General features: G+C 32.9%; 27 protein-coding genes, 1 tRNA gene and 1 pseudogene. 15 read left to right on the top strand and 14 right to left on the bottom strand.

From position 1 onward, the window contains the following. Window positions 1–208 precede the first annotated feature (208 nt). Entirely contained in the window at window positions 209–742 is a 534-nt protein-coding gene (locus GC105_RS13800; RefSeq protein WP_207706983.1) for an RDD family protein, read from the top strand. 101 nt (window positions 743–843) lie between these two features. Continuing rightward, window positions 844–978 carry an NADPH-dependent FMN reductase family protein gene (locus tag GC105_RS17525; protein ID WP_281350135.1) on the top strand — a complete coding sequence of 45 codons (135 nt, stop codon included), beginning with the start codon at window positions 844–846 and terminating at the stop codon, window positions 976–978. Window positions 979–1028: 50 nt separating this feature from the next. Here GC105_RS17525 and GC105_RS13795 read toward each other — a convergent pair whose 3' ends face one another. The 3 genes from GC105_RS13795 to GC105_RS13785 all read right to left on the bottom strand — a co-directional run bounded on the left by GC105_RS13795 (window position 1029) and on the right by GC105_RS13785 (window position 3100). Then, window positions 1029–1925, bottom strand: coding sequence for a DUF3658 domain-containing protein (locus GC105_RS13795; protein WP_152805921.1), 897 nt, complete (start codon window positions 1923–1925; stop codon window positions 1029–1031). A gap of 181 nt (window positions 1926–2106) precedes the next feature. Further along, the gene (locus GC105_RS13790) at window positions 2107–2772 is read right to left on the bottom strand and encodes a DUF1129 domain-containing protein (RefSeq protein ID WP_152805918.1); all 666 of its coding nucleotides are present in this window, start codon (window positions 2770–2772) and stop codon (window positions 2107–2109) included. Next, a complete protein-coding gene (locus GC105_RS13785; RefSeq protein ID WP_152805915.1) occupies window positions 2765–3100 on the bottom strand; it encodes a PadR family transcriptional regulator in 336 nt (111 codons plus the stop codon). The genes GC105_RS13790 and GC105_RS13785 overlap by 8 nt, the downstream gene beginning before the upstream one ends. 231 nt (window positions 3101–3331) lie before the next feature. Between GC105_RS13785 and GC105_RS16965 the strand changes: the two genes are divergently transcribed. Beyond that, the gene (locus tag GC105_RS16965; RefSeq protein ID WP_193708426.1) at window positions 3332–3469 is read left to right on the top strand and encodes a hypothetical protein; all 138 of its coding nucleotides are present in this window, start codon (window positions 3332–3334) and stop codon (window positions 3467–3469) included. 88 nt (window positions 3470–3557) lie between these two features. Here GC105_RS16965 and GC105_RS13780 read toward each other — a convergent pair whose 3' ends face one another. From GC105_RS13780 to GC105_RS13755, 6 genes are all read right to left on the bottom strand, one after another. Then, window positions 3558–3818: a GNAT family N-acetyltransferase gene (locus GC105_RS13780; RefSeq protein WP_152805912.1), complete on the bottom strand. Its 261-nt coding sequence runs from the start codon at window positions 3816–3818 to the stop codon at window positions 3558–3560. Next, a complete protein-coding gene (locus GC105_RS13775) occupies window positions 3809–4645 on the bottom strand; it encodes an ABC transporter permease (RefSeq protein ID WP_152805906.1) in 837 nt (278 codons plus the stop codon). The genes GC105_RS13780 and GC105_RS13775 overlap by 10 nt, the downstream gene beginning before the upstream one ends. Before the next feature lies 1 nt (window position 4646). Beyond that, window positions 4647–5567, bottom strand: a complete 921-nt coding sequence (locus tag GC105_RS13770) for an ABC transporter ATP-binding protein (RefSeq protein ID WP_152805902.1) — start codon at window positions 5565–5567, stop codon at window positions 4647–4649. Between the two features lie 456 nt (window positions 5568–6023). Continuing rightward, complete coding sequence (locus GC105_RS13765; RefSeq protein ID WP_152805909.1) at window positions 6024–6362, bottom strand: PadR family transcriptional regulator; 339 nt, start codon at window positions 6360–6362, stop codon at window positions 6024–6026. Between the two features lie 329 nt (window positions 6363–6691). Beyond that, window positions 6692–7528, bottom strand: coding sequence for an ABC transporter permease (locus GC105_RS13760; protein ID WP_152805906.1), 837 nt, complete (start codon window positions 7526–7528; stop codon window positions 6692–6694). Window position 7529: 1 nt separating this feature from the next. Continuing rightward, window positions 7530–8450, bottom strand: coding sequence for an ABC transporter ATP-binding protein (locus tag GC105_RS13755; RefSeq protein ID WP_152805902.1), 921 nt, complete (start codon window positions 8448–8450; stop codon window positions 7530–7532). A 341-nt stretch (window positions 8451–8791) separates the two neighbouring features. On the opposite strand from GC105_RS13755, the gene GC105_RS13750 reads away from it, so the two are divergent. Together GC105_RS13750 and GC105_RS13745 are read left to right on the top strand one after the other, a co-directional pair. Beyond that, window positions 8792–9406, top strand: coding sequence for a flavodoxin family protein (locus GC105_RS13750; protein WP_152805899.1), 615 nt, complete (start codon window positions 8792–8794; stop codon window positions 9404–9406). A gap of 487 nt (window positions 9407–9893) precedes the next feature. Continuing rightward, window positions 9894–9970, top strand: a tRNA-Lys gene (locus tag GC105_RS13745). 351 nt (window positions 9971–10321) lie between these two features. Here the strand turns inward: GC105_RS13745 and GC105_RS13740 are convergent. Genes GC105_RS13740 through GC105_RS13730 form a run of 3 tightly spaced genes read right to left on the bottom strand, consistent with a single transcriptional unit; the run spans window position 10322 to window position 12639 of the window. Further along, the gene (locus tag GC105_RS13740; protein ID WP_152805896.1) at window positions 10322–10909 is read right to left on the bottom strand and encodes a GNAT family N-acetyltransferase; all 588 of its coding nucleotides are present in this window, start codon (window positions 10907–10909) and stop codon (window positions 10322–10324) included. A gap of 20 nt (window positions 10910–10929) precedes the next feature. Then, window positions 10930–11997, bottom strand: a complete 1068-nt coding sequence (locus tag GC105_RS13735; RefSeq protein WP_152805893.1) for a serine hydrolase domain-containing protein — start codon at window positions 11995–11997, stop codon at window positions 10930–10932. 12 nt (window positions 11998–12009) lie between these two features. After that, on the bottom strand, window positions 12010–12639 hold the full coding sequence (locus GC105_RS13730) for a PadR family transcriptional regulator (protein WP_152805890.1): 630 nt from the start codon (window positions 12637–12639) through the stop codon (window positions 12010–12012). Between the two features lie 327 nt (window positions 12640–12966). On the opposite strand from GC105_RS13730, the gene GC105_RS13725 reads away from it, so the two are divergent. After that, entirely contained in the window at window positions 12967–13923 is a 957-nt protein-coding gene (locus GC105_RS13725) for an alpha/beta hydrolase (protein ID WP_343030044.1), read from the top strand. A 265-nt stretch (window positions 13924–14188) separates the two neighbouring features. Here GC105_RS13725 and GC105_RS13720 read toward each other — a convergent pair whose 3' ends face one another. Further along, window positions 14189–14737 carry a PadR family transcriptional regulator gene (locus GC105_RS13720; RefSeq protein ID WP_152805886.1) on the bottom strand — a complete coding sequence of 183 codons (549 nt, stop codon included), beginning with the start codon at window positions 14735–14737 and terminating at the stop codon, window positions 14189–14191. A 292-nt stretch (window positions 14738–15029) separates the two neighbouring features. On the opposite strand from GC105_RS13720, the gene GC105_RS13715 reads away from it, so the two are divergent. Continuing rightward, entirely contained in the window at window positions 15030–16979 is a 1950-nt protein-coding gene (locus GC105_RS13715) for an oxidoreductase (protein WP_152805883.1), read from the top strand. Window positions 16980–17326: 347 nt separating this feature from the next. Here GC105_RS13715 and GC105_RS13710 read toward each other — a convergent pair whose 3' ends face one another. Then, window positions 17327–17575, bottom strand: coding sequence for a hypothetical protein (locus tag GC105_RS13710; RefSeq protein WP_152805881.1), 249 nt, complete (start codon window positions 17573–17575; stop codon window positions 17327–17329). A gap of 290 nt (window positions 17576–17865) precedes the next feature. On the opposite strand from GC105_RS13710, the gene GC105_RS13705 reads away from it, so the two are divergent. The 8 genes and pseudogenes from GC105_RS13705 (at window position 17866) to GC105_RS13670 (ending at window position 24634) form a co-directional block, all read left to right on the top strand. Then, window positions 17866–18033: a DNA-binding protein gene (locus GC105_RS13705; RefSeq protein WP_152805878.1), complete on the top strand. Its 168-nt coding sequence runs from the start codon at window positions 17866–17868 to the stop codon at window positions 18031–18033. Between the two features lie 18 nt (window positions 18034–18051). After that, window positions 18052–19581 carry a DUF4118 domain-containing protein gene (locus GC105_RS13700; RefSeq protein ID WP_246169847.1) on the top strand — a complete coding sequence of 510 codons (1530 nt, stop codon included), beginning with the start codon at window positions 18052–18054 and terminating at the stop codon, window positions 19579–19581. After that, window positions 19574–20272: a response regulator gene (locus tag GC105_RS13695; protein ID WP_152805875.1), complete on the top strand. Its 699-nt coding sequence runs from the start codon at window positions 19574–19576 to the stop codon at window positions 20270–20272. Before GC105_RS13700 ends, GC105_RS13695 begins: the two co-directional genes overlap by 8 nt. A gap of 161 nt (window positions 20273–20433) precedes the next feature. After that, on the top strand, window positions 20434–20850 hold the full coding sequence (locus tag GC105_RS13690; protein ID WP_343030043.1) for a hypothetical protein: 417 nt from the start codon (window positions 20434–20436) through the stop codon (window positions 20848–20850). After that, window positions 20831–21277: a potassium channel family protein gene (locus GC105_RS13685; RefSeq protein WP_152805873.1), complete on the top strand. Its 447-nt coding sequence runs from the start codon at window positions 20831–20833 to the stop codon at window positions 21275–21277. The genes GC105_RS13690 and GC105_RS13685 overlap by 20 nt, the downstream gene beginning before the upstream one ends. Window positions 21278–21279: 2 nt before the next feature. Beyond that, complete coding sequence (locus GC105_RS13680; protein ID WP_152805870.1) at window positions 21280–21948, top strand: potassium channel family protein; 669 nt, start codon at window positions 21280–21282, stop codon at window positions 21946–21948. Then, a complete protein-coding gene (locus GC105_RS13675) occupies window positions 21945–23441 on the top strand; it encodes a TrkH family potassium uptake protein (protein ID WP_152805867.1) in 1497 nt (498 codons plus the stop codon). Before GC105_RS13680 ends, GC105_RS13675 begins: the two co-directional genes overlap by 4 nt. An 85-nt stretch (window positions 23442–23526) precedes the next feature. Continuing rightward, window positions 23527–24634: pseudogene (locus tag GC105_RS13670) on the top strand (IS30 family transposase). Window positions 24635–24673 lie beyond the last annotated feature (39 nt).

Raw genomic sequence — 24673 nt, 5'->3', positions numbered from 1 at the left:
TTAGACGAATCAAATGAACTTCTACATGAGGGCGGAGTAGAACCCCGTCCTACAAATAATTTTGCAATTATTTTTTCAGTTCATAGACACAATGATGTTACAAATCATAATAATAAATGATAGACCTAAATTTAAGATTCTTTAACTAGTGCTATAATATATAATGTACATATTATCAAAATATAAAATAAATGTGGGGAGATATATGATGGAAGATGGAGACAAAGAGAACTTAGAAGCTCCAGGAATTGCACTTAGGTGTAAAGAACTATTTTTAGACTGGTTGTTTATTAGTGCTTATTTATTACTTTTACTAATCATTACTTTAACCAATTATCTGTTGATTTTTAATGAGATTCCTGTATTCACAAATGTTCAATCACAGCTTATAGCAGCTTTTACCTCCATCGTTCCACTAATCATCATTTTCTCAATAATGGAAGGAAAGAAACATTTTGCTTCCTGGGGTAAAAGAAAAACAAATTTAAAGGTGATCTATAAAGGTAATCCTATGAAAGGGAGCATCATAAGAAATACGCTCAAGTTTTTACCCTGGCAATTTGGACATATGAGTACCATTAATGGGATTTATAACGATTTCGACTCACCTTTTTCCTTGGTTAGTTTGTCATTATCCATAACTCTTGCCATTGTATATATACTCATGGTTTTTGTACGTAAAGATAACAGACACATAGCTGATCTTTTGTCTGGAAGTACAGTTGTTAAGGTGGTTGTTTAGATCAAGAAGAGCGGTTATAAAGAATAATTTTATTCCCTCAAATTATTAGATTTGAGGGATTTTTCAATCTGATAAGAAAATTACGATAGGTGGAGTGATCAATGAAATCTTTGATTGTTTATTGTTCGGAATACAAGAATAATACTGAAAAAATTGCACAGATATTTGCCAAAAAAGCAAATTCTGATTTAATAAATATAAGGGATTTTAATGATATTGACATAAACGATAATTAAAGTCTGATTGGATTTGGTTCTGGAGTGTATAGGGAAAGTCTTTCATATAATCATACATTATGTACTGCTTTTCTTAACACTTTTCCATATGGGTGTGAATGGTCCTTATTTTCAATAACAATTAGTTTATTTTCATCTATCATTTTGTCAATACGAAAAGCATACCAACTATCACTAATGCCTAGACTATATTCTCCTAAGAGCGTTCCTATGAATCGAGCCATTATAAAATCATTATCAGGCAGATTCTTAGTGATAATGAAATCATAAAAATTTTCTGGTACAGAAGTTAGCTTCCCATTTATAATTGCACGTAATGGTGCATTTTCTACCATTAAGTAATACCAGTGGTCACTAACAATTCTTTTTTCAATCTGAGTTAACTGTTTTTCAAAAGGTAATAATTGATAAAGTTTACCTGATTCAACTTCTCCCCAGTGACTATACTCTACTGTTTTATTCTCAGATATTGGATTATATTTAGGTAAAGAAACAACATTTATATTGCAGTCAATACTTCTTAATAAATTGCAAACAAAGTAAAATCCACAGGTAGAATAAGGAGCATTGCTTTTCCAAATTCGTATAGATACACCATCTTTTGCAGCAGACAACAGTTTCTGAACATCTTTACGTTGATTTTGAAAAAACTGTTTTTGTTCCTTATTATCAAAATCATATCGTCCCCACAATTTATGGAAAACATTTTGACGCTCAATTCCATCAATCGCACCAGAAATATCTCCAACATCCAATGAAAAACCTATATTAACAACATCCTTAGAATTTCCGCCAACTGCTTTACCTTTAAAATGTTTCATTATATCATCACTAGTTGGCTTTTTGCCAATATAGCCAACTGCTCCACCTAATATCTTCTTTTCATCATAAACTTTTGCTAATTGCATAGAACCCTTTTCACTATCACTAAACAAAACTTCTATCATAATTCCACCACCTATTGAAAATACTTACACTAATTCTATCTCCGCAACTCTACTAATATTGTCTAATATATAAACTTAACCCTAATCATTTTTCGGTGACACTATCAGTATACGGAAACATGTCTATTGTATTTATTAGTAACCATAATAAATATTTTAATAAAAATCTTCAAAAACAGATCTAATATACTCTTGAATTTATTATTTTACTTGTAAAAAATAATAATAAAACACTTATTACTGCTATTATTAGTGGAATATTTAAAGCCGTAGTATCAAAATAAATACTAGGCAATATTATAGCAGCAAAAACAACTAAAAGAACTACCCATGTTTTTAAAAATGAGACTTTCTTGTTTGTCTGTTTTTCATTCAAAGCAGTTCTAGAAATAAACCATACAACGGCATTTGATAAGATGATAATTAAAATTGTAGTAATAATATCCCCTATTGACATTATAAAATTAAATTCAAATGTTTTTGATATCAGACTGACTGCCAAGTTCTTAATTACGGCTATAACACCTAGAATCCATAATGAGTTTAACGATGTACCTATAACTTCTACAATCTTATCTTTTTTTGTCTTTTTAGGCATAGCATCAATAACCTCATCACAAATTTCCTTATACTTACCTCCCATTACTTTTTGAATATTATCGCCTCGTTGCTGACCATCTAATATCAATTCTATTAAATCTTCTCTAACAATTTCTTGATTATATTCTGTTAAATCAGAACCTCTTAAATATACAACCATATTTGTATATATTTCTTGATTTTCCTCAGAGATAAATTCTTCTCTATTATTATTTTTCTTTAAGATTTCCTTTGTAAGTTTATTCATCTTCATTACCTCCTTTAATAAACAGATTATTAATTGCATGTTCTAGTTCTTTCCAATTAACTTTAAATTCATATAAACTAACTATTCCTTTTTCAGTTAAACGATAATATTTGCGCTTTGGTCCACTATTAGAGTCCCTCACAGTTGCTTTTACCAGTTCACTTTTCTGTAGGCGTAAGATAATAGGATAAATTGTCCCTTCAGATATTTTCCCAAATCCGTATTCTTCTAACAATTTTGAGATTTCATAAGCATATGTTTCTTGCTTACATATTATTTCCAAGATACATCCTTCCAGCATTCCTTTTAACATTTGAGAAGAAATCATTAAAAAAACCTCCATTTAAGTACCTTGTAACACATGATACTTCTACATTGTATTGCAAGGTACTTATTCTGTCAAGTTTTTTATTCCTAAGAAAAATATATTGATTGAGAAGAAATTTCACTCTAATAAGGTGATGTGATATATATTTCTTGTAATCAGAATCTTTGCTTATGATAATCTAAAATTACCTTAATATAATAATTGAAAAGAAGCGAGATCTACTAAAATTTAATGAATAACAAGGAATTAATAGCAGAACTTGTATCTTCACCAAAGTATGATAGTAGTACTAGAGTTAGAAGAAAGCTTACAGATGAGATAATGGATAGAATTAATTATTTATTAAAGAAAATGAAGTTAAAAAAATAACAGGTATAAGTAAGCAAAATTTACTTTTTCTCCCATTCGTCACTTACGGTTATTCTTATAATCACTAATAACAGATTATCAACTTGCTTTATTTTAGTCTATAAAGCATTAAATAATCATTTTCTTTTTCCTCAATAACTGTGAATCCAAAGTTCTTGTACATCTTTACTGCGTAATTGTCCTTTTCAACCGATAGCGAAACCTGTCTATATCCCTTATCGTTTAAGAATTCCAGCTTTTCTTTTAATAGTTTTGCACCTATGATACTTATCGTTTTTGTTCTTATGGTGTATAAGGCAAGCTGCGGCGTGATTTCACCCGATTTAAAGGATTGGGGGATTACCCCCATAAAGCACTGGCATCATTGGAACTTCTATTAACACGAGAAAAATCTGTTTTTACAAATGAATTTGTGGATAATATTAAAAATATTAAGCCTATAGCTATAATGATTACAAAAGACATAACTGGCGTAACAATAAAACCATTTATATCAATCGCCAGCCCTTCTCTAACCAGTTCAGCAGTTGACAAATTTGTTTTTTCCAAAACAATCATGCGAAAAAAGGCTGTTGCATAAGTCATTGGATTAATATATGCAAAATATCTGAGTGAATCAGGCAGCAGCTCAAGGGGAATATATGCTCCTGATATAAACGTTAATGGCATAGTTATTGCTGTTTTAACAATTTGAAATGTTTGACCACTGCGTACCTTAGTTGCTAAAAAAAGTCCAACACCAGAAAAAACAAGTCCAACACTAATCATCGAGCAAAGGATATATAAAGGCGTAGTCCATGAAGTAAATTTAATACCTATAAATAACCCAATAAATAAAATCAAAATTCCTTGCAGGGTAGAAACTGTGGCAGCTGATAATAGTTGCCCTACTGCAACAGCAATCCTTTTGGCGGGAGAAACTAAAACTTCTTTCATAAATCCACTTACCATATCATCAACAGTAGACGAGGCTAGATTAAGTGAACTTTCAAATACTGTCGCTATTATAACGCCGGAAAGCATATAAGCAATAGGATTTTGTATAAAATCATTTTTAAAAATTGCACCAAACACATAAACAAAGAAAAAAGGAAAAATAAGCGAAAAAATCAATCCTGTTCTGTTTCTTATAAAGGCTTTTAACCCTCTTTTCCACAATGCAAATACTGTATTCATATTATGCTTCCTCCCTAATCTTTTTCCCAGTTATCTCTAAAAAAACATCATTAAATGTACCTTTTTTAATTTCTATATTACTAATATTTTCTTTATGTAGACTTAAAACTTGTAATAAGCAATCAATCTTTTCAGCTTCCACCTTATAATAGCCCTCTTTTTTTATGTATTTCAGTTCATACTGTGCTAAAAGCTGCTCAAGTTCAAATTCATTTTTCGTAGTGATATATGCGTTATCTTTTGTAAACTCTTTTTTTAAAGCGTATGGTGTATCATGAGCGACGATAATCCCATCATCGATTATTGCAATCTTATTACAGATTTCAGCCTCTTCCATATAATGAGTTGTAAGAAAAATTGTAATATTTCTTTCTTTTTGAAGTTTTAAAATATACTCCCAAATATGAGCGCGCGTTTGAGGATCAAGTCCTGTGGTTGGCTCATCAAGGAATAAAACCTTCGGATAGTGAATTAATCCACGGGCTATTTCTACACGACGTTTCATTCCACCTGACAGGGTGGCAACAGATCTCTTTCTTTCGTCTAACAAATCAACAAGATTTAAAACAAACTGTATACGTTCTTCCACTTCTTTCTTAGGTATATTATAAAAAACACAATGCATTTTAAGATTTTCATCAATTGTCATTTTTGAATCTAAAGTTGAATCTTGAAACACAACTCCGATTGTTGATCTGACTTCATTTTTTTGTGTTGTAACATCTTTTCCATTTATTAAAAGTGTACCTGATGTCTTTTCAAATATGGTACATAATGTATTTATCGTTGTGCTTTTCCCAGCACCATTAGGTCCTAAAAAAGCGAAAATAGTCCCTTCTTCCACACTAAAAGAAATATCATTTACAGCAATAAAGCTGCCATATTTTTTAGTGAAATTTTTAACTTCGATTATAGACTTCATATTGTTCTCTTCTCCTTAGTAGCTATCTTCTTTATTAGCAATATCGACAATATCACATCTTTTGATCGTTATGCAAGGTAAATGCTGTGAAATGTGAAACATAGTTGTAAAATGAAATGACCGATTGAGAAAACAAAAAAGATTAATCTTAAGAAATCTGATATAGTGTAAATAACCACAATCCCACTATTTATATTGTGATTTTTCTTACAATATTTATTTTTATGTGCTCTTTTTTCATCAGAGTAGCTAATTCACGTTTGGGGTATGCCCATTCAGAGTGTCTCTTACTTAACTGTTGATATGATTTATTAACTGAATTACATCCTTTTGTTTAAGCTCATTAAAAGATCTTCATTTGAGCAAGAAATAATAAATTCAACATTTATTTTTGCTAGGAAATATACGGACCACTATAATAAATATTGGTATGCATTAAACAATTGTAGTCATTCTCTAAATAAATACAAAAGATTGAAACATGTCCCTAGTACTTTTAATTGCATGTTCTAGTTCTTTCCAATTAACTTTAAATTCATATAAACTAACTATTCCTTTTTCAGTTAAACGATAATATTTGCGCTTTGGACCACTATTAGAGTCCCTCACAGTTGCTTTTACCAGTTCACCTTTCTGTAGGCGTAAGATAATAGGATAAATTGTCCCTTCGGATATTTTCCCAAATCCGTATTCTTCTAACAGTTTTGAGATTTCATAAGCATATGTTTCTTGCTTATATATTATTTCCAAGATACATCCTTCCAGCATTCCTTTTAACATTTGAGAAGAAATCATTAAAAAAACCTCCATTCAAGTACCTTGCAACACATGATACATCTACATTGTATTGCAAGGTACTTACTCTGTCAAGTTTTTTATTCCTAAGAAAAATATATAATAGTGTTGCACATGATGCTAAATTCTTCGGTTCAGGTTGAACTATAAAGCTATTGCTAGTAAAGTGATTGACGAGGATGAGTACAACTTCATTGTATCTGCTTACATACACAACAATCCAAAGACTTACCTAATTATAGTGACTTTGTTGATACTTATCGTTTTTGTTCTTATGGAGTATAAGGCAAGCTGCGGCGTGATTTCACCCGATTTAAAGGATTGGGGGATTACCCCCATAAAGCACTGGCATCATTGGAACTTCTATTAACACGAGAAAAATCTGTTTTTACAAATGAATTTGTGGATAATATTAAAAATATTAAGCCTATAGCTATAATGATTACAAAAGACATAACTGGCGTAACAATAAAACCATTTATATCAATCGCCAGCCCTTCTCTAACCAGTTCAGCAGTTGACAAATTTGTTTTTTCCAAAACAATCATGCGAAAAAAGGCTGTTGCATAAGTCATTGGATTAATATATGCAAAATATCTGAGTGAATCAGGCAGCAGCTCAAGGGGAATATATGCTCCTGATATAAACGTTAATGGCATAGTTATTGCTGTTTTAACAATTTGAAATGTTTGACCACTGCGTACCTTAGTTGCTAAAAAAAGTCCAACACCAGAAAAAACAAGTCCAACACTAATCATCGAGCAAAGGATATATAAAGGCGTAGTCCATGAAGTAAATTTAATACCTATAAATAACCCAATAAATAAAATCAAAATTCCTTGCAGGGTAGAAACTGTGGCAGCTGATAATAGTTGCCCTACTGCAACAGCAATCCTTTTGGCGGGAGAAACTAAAACTTCTTTCATAAATCCACTTACCATATCATCAACAGTAGACGAGGCTAGATTAAGTGAACTTTCAAATACTGTCGCTATTATAACGCCGGAAAGCATATAAGCAATAGGATTTTGTATAAAATCATTTTTAAAAATTGCACCAAACACATAAACAAAGAAAAAAGGAAAAATAAGCGAAAAAATCAATCCTGTTCTGTTTCTTATAAAGGCTTTTAACCCTCTTTTCCACAATGCAAATACTGTATTCATATTATGCTTCCTCCCTAATCTTTTTCCCAGTTATCTCTAAAAAAACATCATTAAATGTACCTTTTTTAATTTCTATATTACTAATATTTTCTTTATGTAGACTTAAAACTTGTAATAAGCAATCAATCTTTTCAGCTTCCACCTTATAATAGCCCTCTTTTTTTATGTATTTCAGTTCATACTGTGCTAAAAGCTGCTCAAGTTCAAATTCATTTTTCGTAGTGATATATGCGTTATCTTTTGTAAACTCTTTTTTTAAAGCGTATGGTGTATCATGAGCGACGATAATCCCATCATCGATTATTGCAATCTTATTACAGATTTCAGCCTCTTCCATATAATGAGTTGTAAGAAAAATTGTAATATTTCTTTCTTTTTGAAGTTTTAAAATATACTCCCAAATATGAGCGCGCGTTTGAGGATCAAGTCCTGTGGTTGGCTCATCAAGGAATAAAACCTTCGGATAGTGAATTAATCCACGGGCTATTTCTACACGACGTTTCATTCCACCTGACAGGGTGGCAACAGATCTCTTTCTTTCGTCTAACAAATCAACAAGATTTAAAACAAACTGTATACGTTCTTCCACTTCTTTCTTAGGTATATTATAAAAAACACAATGCATTTTAAGATTTTCATCAATTGTCATTTTTGAATCTAAAGTTGAATCTTGAAACACAACTCCGATTGTTGATCTGACTTCATTTTTTTGTGTTGTAACATCTTTTCCATTTATTAAAAGTGTACCTGATGTCTTTTCAAATATGGTACATAATGTATTTATCGTTGTGCTTTTCCCAGCACCATTAGGTCCTAAAAAAGCGAAAATAGTCCCTTCTTCCACACTAAAAGAAATATCATTTACAGCAATAAAGCTGCCATATTTTTTAGTGAAATTTTTAACTTCGATTATAGACTTCATATTGTTCTCTTCTCCTTAATAGCTATCTTCTTTATTATCAATATCGACAATACCACATTTTTTGATCGTTATGCAAGGTAAATGCTGTGAAATGTGAAACATATTTGTAAAATGAAATGACACGCAATAATAAAATGTATTTTACAGAAAAATGAGTACTTGAATAAATTGTTCTTAGTGTTAAAATTATTATAATAACAATATAATTACTAAGTAATCTTTATTCATAATTTTAATTGGATAACTAGCAGAACATACATAATCAGAAACATCTATAGTGTTAGATATCAATAGAATATGTATATGAAAAATCTATTAATTAATTGAAAGGAGAGTATATCTTGAAAGTATTATTATTAAATGGCAGTCCACATAATGAAGGCTGTACGTATACAGCGTTAAAAGAGGTGTCAGGAGCCCTGGAAAGAAACGATATAGACACTGAGTTTTTTCATATTGGAACACAAGCAGTACAAGGATGTACTGCTTGTGGAGCGTGCTTTAAAAAAGGAAGCTGTGTTTTAAATGATGATCTATATAATGAACTTGCAGATCTACTAAAAGGAGTAGATGGAATTGTGGTAGGCTCACCAGTGTATTATGCAGGACCAAATGGATCACTTTGTGCTTTGCTTGACCGTATATTTTTTTCAATTGGATCTCTATTAACACACAAACCTGCAGCAGCTGTAGTTAGCTGTAGAAGAGGTGGAGCAAGTTCATCATTTGATAGAATAAACAAATATTTTACAATTAATCAAATGCCAGTAGTATCGTCACAGTACTGGAACTCAGTACATGGCTTTACTCCAGAAGATGTTAAAAAGGATCTTGAAGGATTACAAATCATGCGAACATTAGGGAACAATATGGCATGGATGCTAAAAACTAATGAAAATTCCCCATACACTCACCCAGTAGAGGAATCCCGCGTAGCAACTAATTTCATAAGATAACCGATATAAATTGACTATACATTCTAGTGCCAACGAAATAAGCACATTATGCTGATTACTTCGTTGGCTAGTCTTATGAACAATTAAATATATATCTATAAATCAATTTATATTAGCATAATTGATTTATATATTGTAGTAAATGAATATTATAATCTCCTATGACAGGGCTTGTAATGTATTTTTTCTTCCTCATATATAATAGAGAATTCTCCATAAACCTTACCCCAATTTCTAAGAGGATGTGATCCATTTCTTAGTTGCTATCGAGATAGGAACATCATAATATATTATAGAAATTTAACACCAAATAAAGTCTTTGAAACCCAAACTTTGTCAAATGATTGCAACTATTACTGTCACAAATTATTCTATATAAATTAAATGACAGTAGTTTTTGTTGACAAAGTGACAATATACTCTTAAAATGTAATAATATATAGAACAAATCAATTTGTGTTAATTCAATAGATTATAGGCATATTATGCTCCTTTAGCTCAGTTGGCTAGAGCACCTGACTCTTAATCAGGGTGTCCTGAGTTCGAGTCTCAGAAGGAGCACCAAATCTTTATTTTTACAGACTCTCAAGCCGTAAGTACGGCTTTTTTTATGCTTTTTTAATATGTTATCAATATGAGATACATCTGCTCTTACAGCTATGATATCCATATGAGACGAAATTAATAATGAAGTGAAACATGTCTCAACTATTTATTAAAACTTATTAATAAACTTTAACTTACTTTTCAGAACATTGATTAATGGTTTTATTATCATGTCAACATCTTTCCTTTCACAATAAGCTAAATTAGTTAGTATTATTTTTTTTGTCCCATTTCTTACCAGGTAGTTGTTGCAACCACCCAGTACTTTCTTTTATTCTCCAATTCCTTCCAAATTTTCTCTTGTTAAATCTAAATTAAATCTCTTTTCATCCTGATTGGATAACCAAACCCCATTAGCGAAGTATATGAAAGAGGCTTTTTCTGATATGCAATGAATCCACTTTTTTCGTAGAGTTTTTTTGCATTCAAATTTTTAGATAAAACTTCTATATAGCATTCTTCATATTTAGGCAATGAAAATGCATATTCAAGTAGTCTTGTTGCAACGCCTCTCCCCCTAGCATTCTTCGTTGTAGCTAGTACATCAATATAGATATCTGTATTCTTTTTTACTACCTGCCTTTGAAATACCAAATTCATTTGCTTACCTATAATTGAACCTTTGAATTTTCCATAAACTTTAACTGATTGATTTATATCTATTTTTATTGGACGTATACAATTTGATGCAATTCCTAATATCCCAAGGACTTTACCATTCTCTAAATATGCATAAATATAAAAAGGATGAAAAGCCATAGTGAACAAACATTTCAATTCTTCATTATCTTTTGAAAAGGTCATCATATGGCCAAATCCCTCTAGAAACACACCTATAGCTTCTTCCTTTTGTATATTATTCAATTGAGCATAAACTTTTATTTCATATTGATTCATTCAATTCCTCCCGTTGAAAATTAACCTATACATTTATTAGCAAGTTTTGCTAGTTTTAAAGGCAAAATAAATATATCTCCTTGCTTAGCAAACTGGTTGACATCTCCTACAAAATATAAATCTTTTTCTGGATAATAGTATGCATATGTTCCACTTCCACCCATATGTCCAATCAATTCACCTTTACAGCGATACATACTAGCAATTCCAGATATATTTAATCTTACGAATCCTCCTCCATATTGACCAAGCAGCGGACAGTATTGAATCATTGCAAACTTCCTCAACTGCCCAAAAATACTTTCATCAAATAATTGCCCATTGAAAAATGCCTTTATAAAAACCATCACTTCTTTCGACGTGCTAATGCACCCACCACAATCTGGAATACTTTTCCAAAAGTTAGGACGATATAAAGCATCATGTTTATAATACATTTTAGCGCTAAAATCGCTGTCTTTTTCAATCAAATATGTATTTTGTAATTTAAGTGGTTTAATAACATATTTTTTAAATGCTTCATGAAGGCTAGTGTTTTCTAGCTGCTCTATAATTTTTCCTAACATCTCAAAATTCAGGTCTGAATAATGTGCTTTTAAAGGAGTTCCAGGTGCAAATTTCTTTTTATTCTCTTTTGCAATTGTTATGTAATCATATAACGAAAGTATCAAATCCTCATTTACTATTCTCTTATTCAAATTATTTCTTCCCAAAGCAAATACATCAGGAAAACCACTATTTTGAAATAATAAGTTACCCACTGTTATTTCATAAGAATAATCCTTTCCTTTATAAATGTGTATTCCTTCTAAAATGTTAGAATCAAAAAATCGGCTCAATTTATTATTAAGCGAGAGTTTTCCTTGCTGTATAAGATTGATTATGCATGTCGTTGTAAATAATTTTGTGACACTAGCTAAGTTCATAATAGAATCTATGCTTCTTCCACCATGTCCTTTGCTCCACATAAAATCGCCACTTCCATTTTCTACATGCATTGTAGACTCATGTATCATAGATGATTTGATTGATTTTAGAAATAATTCATCAAGCTTTTTTAAGAATAATTCTTTTTCCTCTAATTTCATAATAAATCCCTCCTACAACTCCTTATCATTTAATTCCCTCTCTAGAATATTTCTATAATAGACAATGTCATCACGAACTCTTTTTAAACCATATTCTAAGTTATATACTTGATATCTATAAATATTTTTCACCGCTAGCTCCAATGTCTTTTCCCCCGACACTTCCAATAAGTGTTTGGATAACTGTACATCTTCTGTAATTCGATCCACATTTGTTTGAATAGCATTATCCTTTGAATTTTCCACAAACCTCTGAATTTGCAACAACTTTTCTTGCTCCATTATTAAGCTATCAATATAACCGTTAAGAGACTGAATACGAACTTCTTTTGGCACCATTCCTAAAAAAAAGAATTTTCCTTCTTCCATATTTTTAATCTTCTGAAGATTCATTGGAATTTGAATCCACGCTTTAAATTGAGTTAATCCAGTTTCGGTTATGCTAAATTCCTTTTTTACGAGACTGTTTTCTATATACTCTCGGCACACAATACAATTCTTACTTTTTAACTTTTTAACTGCTGCCTGTATACTTCCAAGGCTATCACTACAAACGGTGTTTAAACTATGTTGTATAAACATTCTAATTTCATAAATCGTCATACTTTTTATTAGTAATAAGCTTAATATTATATTTTCCATTTTTACCTCCCTGCGTACAATTAATATACCTAATAGCAATATTACTATTAGGTATATTAATTGTCAAGAGCCTTTTACTTTGTAATGTAGTATTAAAACTTTGTTTCCCTAATACTATCATTGCCACTTAATGAAATTACGATGCTACTAGAACTAGGTTGCATCTACTTATCAAGAGATGACCTATTATTTAAAATAATTAAAGCGATCCTATAGATACTTAAATAATTTTTACTATAAGGTGTATACAATATATCCATTGAATTGCAATGCATATATTGTATATTTATGTGAAAATTAATTATATATAAAACTAGGGAGAATAGTGTGAAAAAAATAAAATTTATTGGGATAATGATTCTCATATATTTAATACTTGGAATAATTGCGACAGGCTATCTTACAGGTGATGGAGTATTTAAAGAGACTATGCAGATAGTAACTAATAAGGAAACGAGTATTGCAAATAGTCCAATTTATTTAATGAAAAAAGGCTTTGATTTAGAAGCATTTAAGTCTGAATATACCATTGAGACCATTCATATCAATTCTACTCTAGATGGGCATATGATACCAGCAGATTACATAACTGCAAATGGTGATAAAAATTCAGATACTATCGTCTTAGTTCATGGACTGTGGGGAAATCGATTAACAGTATATCCTATGGCTAAAATGTTTTTAGAAAAGGGATATAATGTTATCGCATATGATCAAAGAAGTTCTGGTGACAATACAGCGTTATATACTACCTTTGGTTATTGGGAGAGTCATGACTTAGGTGATTATGTTGCCTATTTAAATACTCTTGTTGATGAAGACAAATCCATCGGTATTTGGGGAACCTCATTTGGGGGTGCAACCGTTGGAATTTACCTTGGTTCCAAAAGTGCTAATGACTCTGTTAATTTTGCAATTTTAGATTGTCCAGTTAGTAATATGCGTTATTTAATTTCGAGAGAAATGGAAAAGATGAATATGGACCTACCTGTAAACTTTATGATGGCTATGGGAAACCTTGTAACAAAAGCAAAACTTGGTTTTTCTTATGATGACACAGATGTAAATGAGTATATTCGTAAAACAAATGTCCCTGTCTTAATCATCAATACTAAGGCAGATCAGATTACTCCCTATTTTATGGGAGAAGACATTTACCATTCAATCTCACATACAAATAAAAAAATCTTCACTGTTGACGACAGTGAGCATGCAAATATTTTCTACGAATATAATGACCTATATGAGCATAATGTTATGACATTTATCAAAGATTTCGAATAGAGAATTTATTACTAGAATTTCTTAACTTATAGCCGTTATATTAACTGCTATAATGGATCAGCGAAAACTTATCAGAAGTTTGATGCCTTTAATTGATTAAGTATGCCCCGGTCAGGGTTGGCGAGGTTTGTAGCAACTGAAAGGAGCTACAAACCCGCAACCTACGACGGGAGTCTTAGTGCCTGTTAATGCGGGATAAATTATACAATGTTACATATAGTAACCGAAGTGCCTATTGTAAATCATAAATGAGTATTAAGAATATTTAGTAGTTTTTAATTTCATTAATACATTCTGTCAGCCAATCGATATAGGTGATCTCCCTCATGATAGCACCCTTCAGCACAATGTAGTCTCCATACTCTGGGGTAACAATATCAATGATACCCTTGGCATAAGGATGCTCAATCATTGTAGCTTCTAATTTTTTTAATTTCTCTTTTCGCTGATCAAGTTGATAATTAAATTGACTTAGTATCTCTTCTTTAGTCATGGACTCAATGAAGTAAGATTTAAGTCTGAAAATATCCTTGGGAGTGGGTTCTAGCAGATCCTGTTTTGCAAGCCAGTTTAAAAAAGCTTCTTTTCCTGCTTCAGTAAGGGAATAGAGTTTTTTTTCCAGTTTCTCACCTTGTAACACCGTTTCGTAGGTGATCAGACCCTCGTCGGATAATTTTTTTAACTCAGGATAGATTTGACTATGCTTTGCATACCAAAAGTTCACTAGTTCCATATTAAAGACTTTCATCAAATCATAGCCAGTCATTGATCCTCTATTAATCAACCCTAAAATTGCATATTTTAATGTACGCATTCTGTCAGACATCACCTTTCTGTTTTTCAAATAAATCATATTTTTATATCTTATATTATTCTATGGCATTTTACATTATTTTTTTTTAGGTTTTCGAATTTTAAAAAAATATCTTATTGAAAATAGTCATGTAAGTATTGACATGTATACGATTAGATATTATACTACAAATATAATCTAAAAATTAACAAAATGCAAGGTAGTTCAAAAAAGAATGCAAAAATTTTCTCATTATTACAAACCATTACTAAAGAGACTAAAATCTCAATACATACAAAAAGGAGACTAGCGTATGCAAAAAAAATATCCAAACCTATGTAAGCCAATTAAAATTGGGAATGTGAATTTCCGAAACAGAATGTTTTCTGCTCCAATGGGTGGAACAGATATTACTGCTGACTGTACCATTGGCCGAGCATCCACAGCATTTTATGAATTAAGAGGTAAGGGGGGCGCAGGAGCAGTTACCGTTAGTGAACTGGTTGTTCATCCAGAAACTGAAGGTTCCCATATGTATCATTTAGATCTACATACAGTAGGTGCACTTTCAAGTTTTACCTACACTGCAGATGCTATCCGTCGTCATGGAGCTATTGCAAGTGTAGAACTGTCTCATTCAGGACAGTATGCTGGTACATATTTAACTGATAAAGATAAAAAAAGTGGACTTTCCCAATGGGGTCCAAGCGCAGGAGTTCGTCCAGATGGTCTGGAAGTAAAGGAGCTTACGGAAGAAATCATCGCAGATATTGTAGCAGCTTATGGTAAATGTGCTGGACTGGCTAAAAGAGCAGGTTTTGAAATGATTATGATTCATTGTGGTCATGGCTGGTTGATTAATCAGTTTCTATCTCCATTTTTTAACAGTCGAACAGATAAGTACGGTGGTTCTCTAGAAAATCGAGTACGTTTTGCACAAGAAGTGGTTGATAGTGTTCGTAAAGAGGTAGGTCCTGGATTCCCAATTGAATTGAGAATGAGTGGTTCTGAGTTGTTTGAAGGAGGCTACGATCTAGCAGAAGGCGTTGAAATTGCGAAGTTACTGGAATCTAGAATAGATTTACTTCATGTATCTGCTGGAACTTATCAGAAAGGATTTAGTGTGACACATCCTTCTATGTTTGTTCCTCATGGATGCAATGTTTATCTTGCAGCAGAGATAAAGAAACATGTAAGCGTACCAGTTGCGACACTTGGAGGCTTAAACGACCCTGCTATGATGGAGGAAATTATAGCTTCAGGTAAAGCAGATGTTGTTTATATGGCTCGTGCACTATTGGCTGATCCTGAACTTCCAAGAAAAGTTATGAGCAACCGTGATGAGGATATAATTAAATGTCTAAGATGCTTTACTTGTATGGCAGAACGTGCTGTCACATCAACAAGAAGGTGTACGGTTAATCCTTTAATTGGTCGTGAACTAGACGGTGTAGAAGTTGTTCCTTCGTCTCGCCCATGTAAGGTTTTAGTAGCAGGTGGCGGACCTGGTGGAATGAAAGCTGCTATCACCGCTGCTCAGCGTGGACATAAGGTAATACTTTGTGAGAAGTCTGATCAATTAGGTGGTATATTGAAGAGTGAACAGGCACTTTCATTTAAGTATGAGATGTATGAGTTAGGCGTTACTCTTGGAAAACTAGCGAAAGATGCTGGCGTTGAGATTCGATTAAATACAACCGTTACGAAAGAATATGTAGAAAAAGAAAATGTTGATGCACTAATTATCGCAGTTGGTTCTGAACCACTTGTTCCTCCGATTCCTGGTTTAAAGGGTGAAAACGTAGTTGTTGTTAATAACTATTATTTAGAAAAAGATAAAGTTAGTAATGATGTAATAGTCTTTGGTGGAGGCCTAGCAGGTTGTGAAGCAGCAATCCATCTTGCTAAGGAATGCAAAAATGTTCATTTGGTAGAGATGAGAACAGAACTAGCTCCAGATGCAAATATCAGACATCGTCCCATTCTATTAACGGAAATCGAAAATAACAATATTCAGGTTCACACAGGATATAAAGGATTACGTATAACAGATGAAGGTATTGTATGTGCTGATGAAGCTGGTAAAGAGCATCTTGTTCCAGGTACTACAGTAATTTGTGCACTTGGACAGAGTGCAAGAAGAAACGTAGTAGAGGACTTAGTTGACTGTGCACCTTATGTAGCGCAGATTGGAGATTGTGTACGTGCATCTACCATTACAACTGCAATATATCAAGGATATCACGCTGCTCTTGATATCTAATCGCTAAAATTAAATATTTTGTTGCATCACGAAGGTAATAATCAAGTAAAGAATTTCAAATATATAGTATAAAGAGGCATGGATCATCTGAAGGATGATCCATGTTTTTAATTAATGTCTTCAGCCAGTTGAGCTCGCGAGGAAACCCTTTACGGACATGTCTCAATTAGTTGTTATTACTCTTATAAGGACATCTGTAAAGAGATTGGTAATCTTACTCTCTCAGAAGTTGCCAAACTCTCTGGTAAAGGTTTTACTCTTATTAATACTGATCCTAAATATCAGAAATTATTAGCACAATTGTTTGAACGAATAAGAGCTGCCTAAGCAACTCTCATTCATAACTTTCACTTACTTTTTAGACCATTATCCATCCAGCTATCTGAACCGTATGCTTCAAAATCAAAATATGAAACATTCCCAATTAGTATTTCAGAATCTTCCAAACCAACTTTCCTTAATGCTTTATGCAATCTATTCTTAAATTCATCAAAGTCAGAAATTAATATCAATGCAGGTTGGTCTTCTAACGGTAATTTATCAATATCTTCCAGTAACGAATTGTATGAAAAAACTCTAAAATATGATGCTGGCATACCAGCTTTCCCTCACTATCAGGACAATGAAACAAGCTGTTTTTCATGATATACACACATAATCAACATCACTTACTAATTTTAGATGGCGACAATTCTTATTCTTAATGCCCCGAGTTGATTGAATGTCTTTAGGGTTATCGGTAGAAGAGAATTTTTCTATGGCTTTTTTATCACTATCGGTAGTGGGAAACATATCTATGTTATCGATCATGTAAATGTTGCTTTTTTCTTTATCTCGAAATATACTAAAATAGTAATTAATAAAACATTTATTAGGTGGTGAGTCAATGGAATATTTAACAATCAAAAAAATTGGCGAAAGATGGGGAGTTACCGCTAGAATGATAAACTATTATTGCTCTACTGGTCGTATAGCAGGATCAATTAAAAAAGGAAATTTATGGTTTATCCCTAATGACGTTAAAACCCAACTGATGGTAGAACAAAGTAGGTAAATATGGGGGTGATATTTTTTGTCTGAACAAAGAGTAGGCAACTCGCAAAATTATGTTTTTCAGTTTCTCTTGATGGCTTTACTAATTACAGCCTCTTCAATTGTAGGGTATGCCTTTCGATTTACTGGTTTTCCCGAAACAAATATTGTAATTATTTATCTGTTAGCTGTGCTCATGACTTCTTGGCTTATTGACGGTTTTATATTTGGCATTCTAGCGTCGGTTATAGCCACTTTTGCTTTTAACTTTTTTTTCACTGAACCCTATTATACGTTTACAGTTTACGATCCAAGTTATTTTATAACTTTTATTATTATGACTATTACTGCGCTTATCACGAGTACCCTTACTTCTCATGTGAAACAGAGTGCACTTTCCGCGAAAGAAAGAGAGGCAGAAACAAAAGCTGTTTACAACCTTACCAACCATCTAACAGATGCTAAAGATATACATGAAATAGCGGGTACAAGTGTAAAAGCATTAAGTGATTGTTTCGATTGTAACGCTGCTATTCTTTGTTTCGATAGTAATGGTTTACCTGAGTTGTCCTTTATCCAGCAGATCACACCCGAAAAACAAGTACGTAGAAAAGTAGATGACATAGTAACACTCAAACACAGGATAGATGGATTGCGAACAGGCTATGATACCGGAACGGAATTCTATGACTGGCCAATATATGGAAGGGAAAATATTCTAGGTATTATCAGAATACCCAAAGAAAGAGCACAGGCAATGACAGAATCTCAGATTAAACTATTACACTCTATGATAGAGAGTACAGCCTTAGCAATGGATAGATTCATGGCTTCTGAACAGCGTTTAAAAGAGCGTGAGGAAGCTACACAGGAACGTTATCGCGGAAACTTGTTGCGATCAATTTCACATGATTTACGTACCCCACTTTCTGGAATTATGGGTACAACGGAAATGCTTATGGATATGACTGAATCCCATGATCCACGATATTCTTTGCTAGAAAATATTCATAATGATGCAAATTGGCTGCACTCACTTGTAGAGAATATCTTAAACCTTACTCGATTGCAAGAAGGTAAGTTAATCTTAAATAAGCAAATGGAAACTGTGGAAGAAGTGATAGGTAGTGCAGTTAATCGGATTTCTCAAAGAGCTCCAAAACATGAAATCACAGTGAGTGTACCGGATAAATTGTTCTTTGTACCAATGGATGCCAAACTTATCGAACAGGTTTTAATTAACCTTTTAGATAACTCTATTAAACACACCATAGCGGATGCTGAAATTAGTGTTTCAGTAAAAAAAGAAGAAAATACAAACTCAGCAGTATTTGTAGTAAAAGATAAAGGCACAGGAATATCAACAGAAGAATTACCATATATTTTTGAAATATTCTATACATCCCGGATGAAAAGTCCTGATGTTAAGAGCGGTATAGGTCTTGGTTTAGCCATCTGTGATACAATTATAAAAGCGCATGGGGGAACTATAAAAGCAATGAATCGATCAAAATGCCCAGGAACCGAAATTATTTTTACGCTCCCTTTGGAGGTTGGTAATAATGAATAAGTTTAAAGAATGTATACTCGTTGTAGAAGATGATACGCAGATCAGAAACTTTATTTGCTACTCTCTTAAACAGGAAGGTTTAAATTACTTAACTTCTGGTACTGCACAAGGAGCACTTGGAATACTTGTATCAGAACAAATTGATTTGATGTTACTGGATCTTGGATTACCTGATTTTGATGGAATGGATGTTATAAAAAAAGTACGTGAATGGTCGGAAATACCTATAATTGTTATTTCTGCACGAGATCAAGATAAGGAGAAAGCCGCTGCACTCGACACTGGTGCTGATGATTACCTGACCAAACCATTCTTTACAACAGAACTCATGGCACGTATTCGCGTAGCCATACGGCATTTAAAGAGGCAAAATGGAAGTAATGCACAGTCTATTATCTCCGTTTCTGGTCTGAGTATTGACTTGGAGAAACATTTAGTTTTTCTCAATGAATCAGAGATCCATACGACCCCTTTGGAATATAAACTGTTGGCACTCTTTTTTAAGAACATTGGAAAAGTATTGACCACTGGATATATTATAAAAGAAATATGGGGTGTAGGGTATGGTACAGATACACAGGCACTAAGAGCACTAATGTCTGGATTGCGAAGGAAAATTGAAAATAATCCTGCTAAACCTCGATATATAATAACAGAAATAGGCATCGGATATAGACTTAAAGATGAATAAGCTTTATTAGTAGGCCGTTTTGGTAAATTACCAAAACGGTCTTTTTATTTTCTCACAGAATTCTCACAGGGTAGGCCCACTCCTCACACCATCCTCACACCATCTTTGGTATTATTTATTCAGGAAGTAATTGTTATTAATATATTGGAGGTGTGGAAACTGTGAAGCAAATAGATAGATCAGAAAACCAACATGAATTGGATAAATTGTGTTTTAGTATAAGGCAACTTATTGAACAACACAAATATGAAGAAAGTGAATTGCTTATACAAAGTGCTATAGGAAGCCACCCCCATTCGCCTGAGCCACATAATTTAATTGGTATTCTTCTTGAAAAAAAAGGGGATCATCTAACAGCCATGAAGCACTTTCGAGCAGCATGGGCACTTGAACCCACTTATCTTCCAGCTCAGCACAATTTGGAGCACTACGGCACTTTTTTTTCTAAAGGAAAGTGCGCATATGATGAAACTGATTGTATAAAAGAAAAAAATGAAGACTTATATAAAGTTGAATATGATGAACATGGTATTGGACATGTTGTTAGGAGGATTAAAAATGAAAGAATTAATAAATAAAAAATCAAATAGCCTTACAATCATCGCCGGTTGCGGACGCTTAGGTGCGAGTTTTGCTAACACACTATCCGATCAAGAAGAAAATGTTTTGGTAATAGACCGCGATAAAGATTCTTTTCGTAAACTCTCGCCCTCCTTTGGAGGCCTCACACTTGCAGGAGATGCAACTGATATTGATGTGCTCCATGAAGCACAAATAGAAAAAGCAACTGTGGTAATTGCAGTTACAGATAACGACAACACTAACATCATGATCGCACAGATGGCTAAAGAACTATTCAAAAAAGAGCGTGTAATAGCAAGGCTAAATGACCCTGATAAAGAATGTGTTTATTATAACTCAGGTATTGATACTATTTGTCCTGTTGTCCTATCCATAAAGGAAATTAGCAAACTGATTAAAACCAAAAATGTCAGGGAGGAATAACTATGAGAAAACATGTTCTTTTAATTGGAAGTTTTAATAAAGCGCGTTCATTAGCCCAGTCATTAATAAAGAAGAAGTATCAAGTAACAGCAATTAATAACGACTATCAAAATTGTCTTATATTAGCTGAAATCGATTCTTTAACTGTTATCAATGGTGATGGAACCAAACCTTTTGTTTTGGAAGACGCTAATGCACAGGATGCAGATATTGCAATAGCACTTACTCCAAATGACGATGACAATTTAGTAATATGTGAATTATGTAAAAAGAAATTTAATATTAAAAAGACCGTAGCACTTGTTAATGACCCAAAGAAAACTGATTTCTTTTATAAAATGGGGGTTGACTCTGTTATTTGTGCAGTAAATGCAATTACTAATATAATAGAGCAACAAACATTTCTGGAAGGAATAGCAACATTGTTGCCAACGGGCGAAGCACGTATCAGCATTGCAGAAGTGCCTATATCAGCTACTGGACCTGTTGTAGGCAAAAAGTTATGGGAGATTAATTTGCCCAAAGAGGTTATTATTGGGTGTATTCTTCGCGGAGAAAAAAGTATGATCCCACGTGGAGATACCAGGGTATTGGCTGGAGATATGCTTGTTTTAATATCATCAGACAAACAGGAAATAGCTGCAATTAAGGAGTTGACTGGACAAATATGATAATAGAAGATTATTTTTATAAGTGTAACAATATCGGGAAGCTAATCCTCCTAATTGGTTTGTTGCTTGGCGTACCACTTTCAGTATTGCCATTTTATCCAAATGAAATAAAGTTTGCAATCGCATTTCTTATTCCATCTGTTGTATCTATTATCCTAGGAGTAGTTTTGTGTCTAACATTAAAGCATGATGATAGTAGATTACAATGGTTGCAAACTATTCAATATAGTCATTTGACAGTATTGTTTGCTTGGTTCTATGGATTTGTAGCGGGTTCAATTCCATTTGTGATATCAGGCCAACTAACCTTTGTACAAGCTTTATTTGAGTCTGTAAGTGGATGGACAACTACTGGTCTATCTGTAGTTGATGTGGCAGTTACTCCAAATATATTTTTATTCCATCGTAGCTTTATGCAGTTTTGCGGTGGCTTAGGATTTGTCATGGTAATGGTTATGTTTATCCAAGGAAAACAGTCAATGAATCTTTTTAATGCCGAAGGGCATCCTGATAAGCTAATGCCAAATCTTAAAAGGACTGCTCGAATTATTTTACTAATGTATTTGTCTTTTCTTGCTACCGGTACTTTTTTATATATTGTTTTTGGAATGAACCCATTTGATAGCTTACTTCATACAATGTCTGCACTGTCTACGGGTGGGTTTTCTACTAAAGCTGATAGTATTGGTGAATACAATAGTCTAGCTATCGAAGCAATCACTATCGTACTAATGCTGATAGGTACAACTAATTTTGCTGTTCTACTGATGATAACAAAGAGGAAGTTTAAACAAGCACAACGGGTTAGTGAGCTACGCTTTATGTTGGTGCTTCTTGCAGTATTTGTCCCAATAGTAGCTTTCTCGCTGTTTTACGGGATGTATTTGAGTGCAACAGAAAGTATATGGGTAGCACTGTTTAATATTGTCTCAGCGCTTTCAACGACTGGCTATTCCACTGTATCTTATACTAACTGGCCACCTTTTTCAGTTGGTATTCTCATATTGCTTATGTTGATCGGTGGAGGTTTTGGTTCAACGGCTGGAGGTATTAAACTTACGAGAGTTTATTTGTTATTACGCGTGACTATGGAAAATATACGCAAGCGTATTAGCCTTTCACGTAGAGTAACAGCTCCCTATTATTACAAAGCACAAAGCAAAACCCCTATTGACGGAGAACTTGCTGTAGATACCTTGGGTTTTATTTCGTGTTACCTTGGTATATTTATTATTGGTACCCTTCTTCTTACATTAACAACTAATAGCACCCTCCCAGAAGCAATGTTTGAATTTGCATCAACTTTCGGTACAGTTGGATTATCTATCGGGCTAACCGGACCAACAACAGGAACAGCAACATTAATCATTCAGATGGTTGGTATGATACTTGGTAGATTAGAAATTTTCATTGTTTTAATTGGTATCTATTCAGGTATTTCATTACTAAATCAACGATTTCAAAAAATGCTGCAAAGTCGTATAATGAAATGACCGATTGAGTAAATAAAAAAGATTCATTTGAAGAAATCTGATATAGTGTAAATCACCACAATCCCACTATAAAGGAAGTCGACAAATGAATCTAACTAATCATACTACAAAATCAAAGAAAAACAAATACTTAACTGAGATAGATAGATATAAAATTGAAGTATTAAAAAAACAAGGGATATCAAATGTTGATATTGCAAAAGCACTAGATAAGTCTGATCGTACCATAAGACGAGAAATAGCAAGAGGAACTATAAAGATTCTCAATAGTGACCTAAGCGAGAGAACTGAGTACTGTGCTGATGTTGCACAAATGAAGTACAGAGAAAATGCAGTAAACAAAGGGCCAGGCTTAAATATTGGTGCTGATTATAAATTATCTGAGTATATAGAAGATAAAATAATAAATGAAGGATATTCTCCAGATGCAGTTATTGGTGAAATTAAAGAAAAAGGCCTTGAGTTTAAAACGAATCTCTGTACGAAAACTATGTACAACTATATTGATAAGGGAATATTTCTAAATCTAAGTAATAAGCATTTGCTAATAAAAAGAAATAAGCCAAAGAGAAAGTATAAGCAGATAAGAAAATTAGCACTAAAAAATACTGCAAGCCGGCGTATAGACGAGCGTCCAAAAGACGTCAATAACAGAGAAAATACTGGACACTGGTAGATGGGTTAGTGTAAGAGCTTCTAAGGCTGTACTGTTGGTTCTAACGGAGAGAAAAACTAGAAATAATCTTATATACAAAATGAAAGATAAAACTCAAATAAGTGTTGGAAAGGTTCTAGATAAACTAGAGCGAAAATATCAACACAAGTTCAAACAAATATTTAAAAGCATAACAATGGATAATGGTTATGAGTTTGTAAACCAAAATATAATTGAAAAGTCAGTATTAACAAAGAAGAATCGAACAACAGCATATTATGCTCATCCCTATAGTTCTTGGGAAAGAGGAAGTAATGAGAATGCTAATAAGATTATTAGAAGGTTCATACCTAAAGGATCAGATATCAGTAAATACTCAGAGAAAGAAATAAGTCGGATAGAACAGTGGATCAACAATTATCCACGTAAAATACTTAAATACAAGAGTGCAATAAAAGTATATGACATTGAAATGGCAGGTAGTGTAATAAATTTTGTGTCTATGGTAAAAAATAACTCTTTAATGGCAAGAATTTAGATATGAATTCAAACCAGTAAGGAGTTTTTTAATATGGGA

The sequence above is a fragment of the Alkalibaculum sporogenes genome (genome assembly GCF_009362815.1).
GTDB classification, from domain to species: domain Bacteria; phylum Bacillota; class Clostridia; order Eubacteriales; family Alkalibacteraceae; genus Alkalibaculum_A; species Alkalibaculum_A sporogenes.
The sequence above is the reverse complement of the archived record's forward strand: the minus strand, read 5'-3'. Positions and strand labels throughout refer to the sequence as shown.

Coding starts and splice junctions, on each gene's coding strand:
- GC105_RS13775 (WP_152805906.1), bottom strand. CDS start 4,645: ATGAATACAGTATTTGCATTGTGGAAAAGAGGGTTAAAAGCCTTTATA.
- GC105_RS13760 (WP_152805906.1), bottom strand. CDS start 7,528: ATGAATACAGTATTTGCATTGTGGAAAAGAGGGTTAAAAGCCTTTATA.
- GC105_RS16965 (WP_193708426.1), top strand. CDS start 3,332: ATGAATAACAAGGAATTAATAGCAGAACTTGTATCTTCACCAAAGTAT.
- GC105_RS13755 (WP_152805902.1), bottom strand. CDS start 8,450: ATGAAGTCTATAATCGAAGTTAAAAATTTCACTAAAAAATATGGCAGC.
- GC105_RS13715 (WP_152805883.1), top strand. CDS start 15,030: ATGCAAAAAAAATATCCAAACCTATGTAAGCCAATTAAAATTGGGAAT.
- GC105_RS13770 (WP_152805902.1), bottom strand. CDS start 5,567: ATGAAGTCTATAATCGAAGTTAAAAATTTCACTAAAAAATATGGCAGC.
- GC105_RS13730 (WP_152805890.1), bottom strand. CDS start 12,639: ATGGAAAATATAATATTAAGCTTATTACTAATAAAAAGTATGACGATT.
- GC105_RS13675 (WP_152805867.1), top strand. CDS start 21,945: ATGATAATAGAAGATTATTTTTATAAGTGTAACAATATCGGGAAGCTA.
- GC105_RS13780 (WP_152805912.1), bottom strand. CDS start 3,818: ATGGGGGTAATCCCCCAATCCTTTAAATCGGGTGAAATCACGCCGCAG.
- GC105_RS13735 (WP_152805893.1), bottom strand. CDS start 11,997: ATGAAATTAGAGGAAAAAGAATTATTCTTAAAAAAGCTTGATGAATTA.
- GC105_RS13795 (WP_152805921.1), bottom strand. CDS start 1,925: ATGATAGAAGTTTTGTTTAGTGATAGTGAAAAGGGTTCTATGCAATTA.
- GC105_RS13790 (WP_152805918.1), bottom strand. CDS start 2,772: ATGAATAAACTTACAAAGGAAATCTTAAAGAAAAATAATAATAGAGAA.
- GC105_RS13680 (WP_152805870.1), top strand. CDS start 21,280: ATGAGAAAACATGTTCTTTTAATTGGAAGTTTTAATAAAGCGCGTTCA.
- GC105_RS13740 (WP_152805896.1), bottom strand. CDS start 10,909: ATGAATCAATATGAAATAAAAGTTTATGCTCAATTGAATAATATACAA.
- GC105_RS13765 (WP_152805909.1), bottom strand. CDS start 6,362: ATGATTTCTTCTCAAATGTTAAAAGGAATGCTGGAAGGATGTATCTTG.
- GC105_RS17525 (WP_281350135.1), top strand. CDS start 844: ATGAAATCTTTGATTGTTTATTGTTCGGAATACAAGAATAATACTGAA.
- GC105_RS13720 (WP_152805886.1), bottom strand. CDS start 14,737: ATGCGTACATTAAAATATGCAATTTTAGGGTTGATTAATAGAGGATCA.
- GC105_RS13695 (WP_152805875.1), top strand. CDS start 19,574: ATGAATAAGTTTAAAGAATGTATACTCGTTGTAGAAGATGATACGCAG.
- GC105_RS13800 (WP_207706983.1), top strand. CDS start 209: ATGGAAGATGGAGACAAAGAGAACTTAGAAGCTCCAGGAATTGCACTT.
- GC105_RS13710 (WP_152805881.1), bottom strand. CDS start 17,575: ATGCCAGCATCATATTTTAGAGTTTTTTCATACAATTCGTTACTGGAA.
- GC105_RS13785 (WP_152805915.1), bottom strand. CDS start 3,100: ATGATTTCTTCTCAAATGTTAAAAGGAATGCTGGAAGGATGTATCTTG.
- GC105_RS13705 (WP_152805878.1), top strand. CDS start 17,866: ATGGAATATTTAACAATCAAAAAAATTGGCGAAAGATGGGGAGTTACC.
- GC105_RS13685 (WP_152805873.1), top strand. CDS start 20,831: ATGAAAGAATTAATAAATAAAAAATCAAATAGCCTTACAATCATCGCC.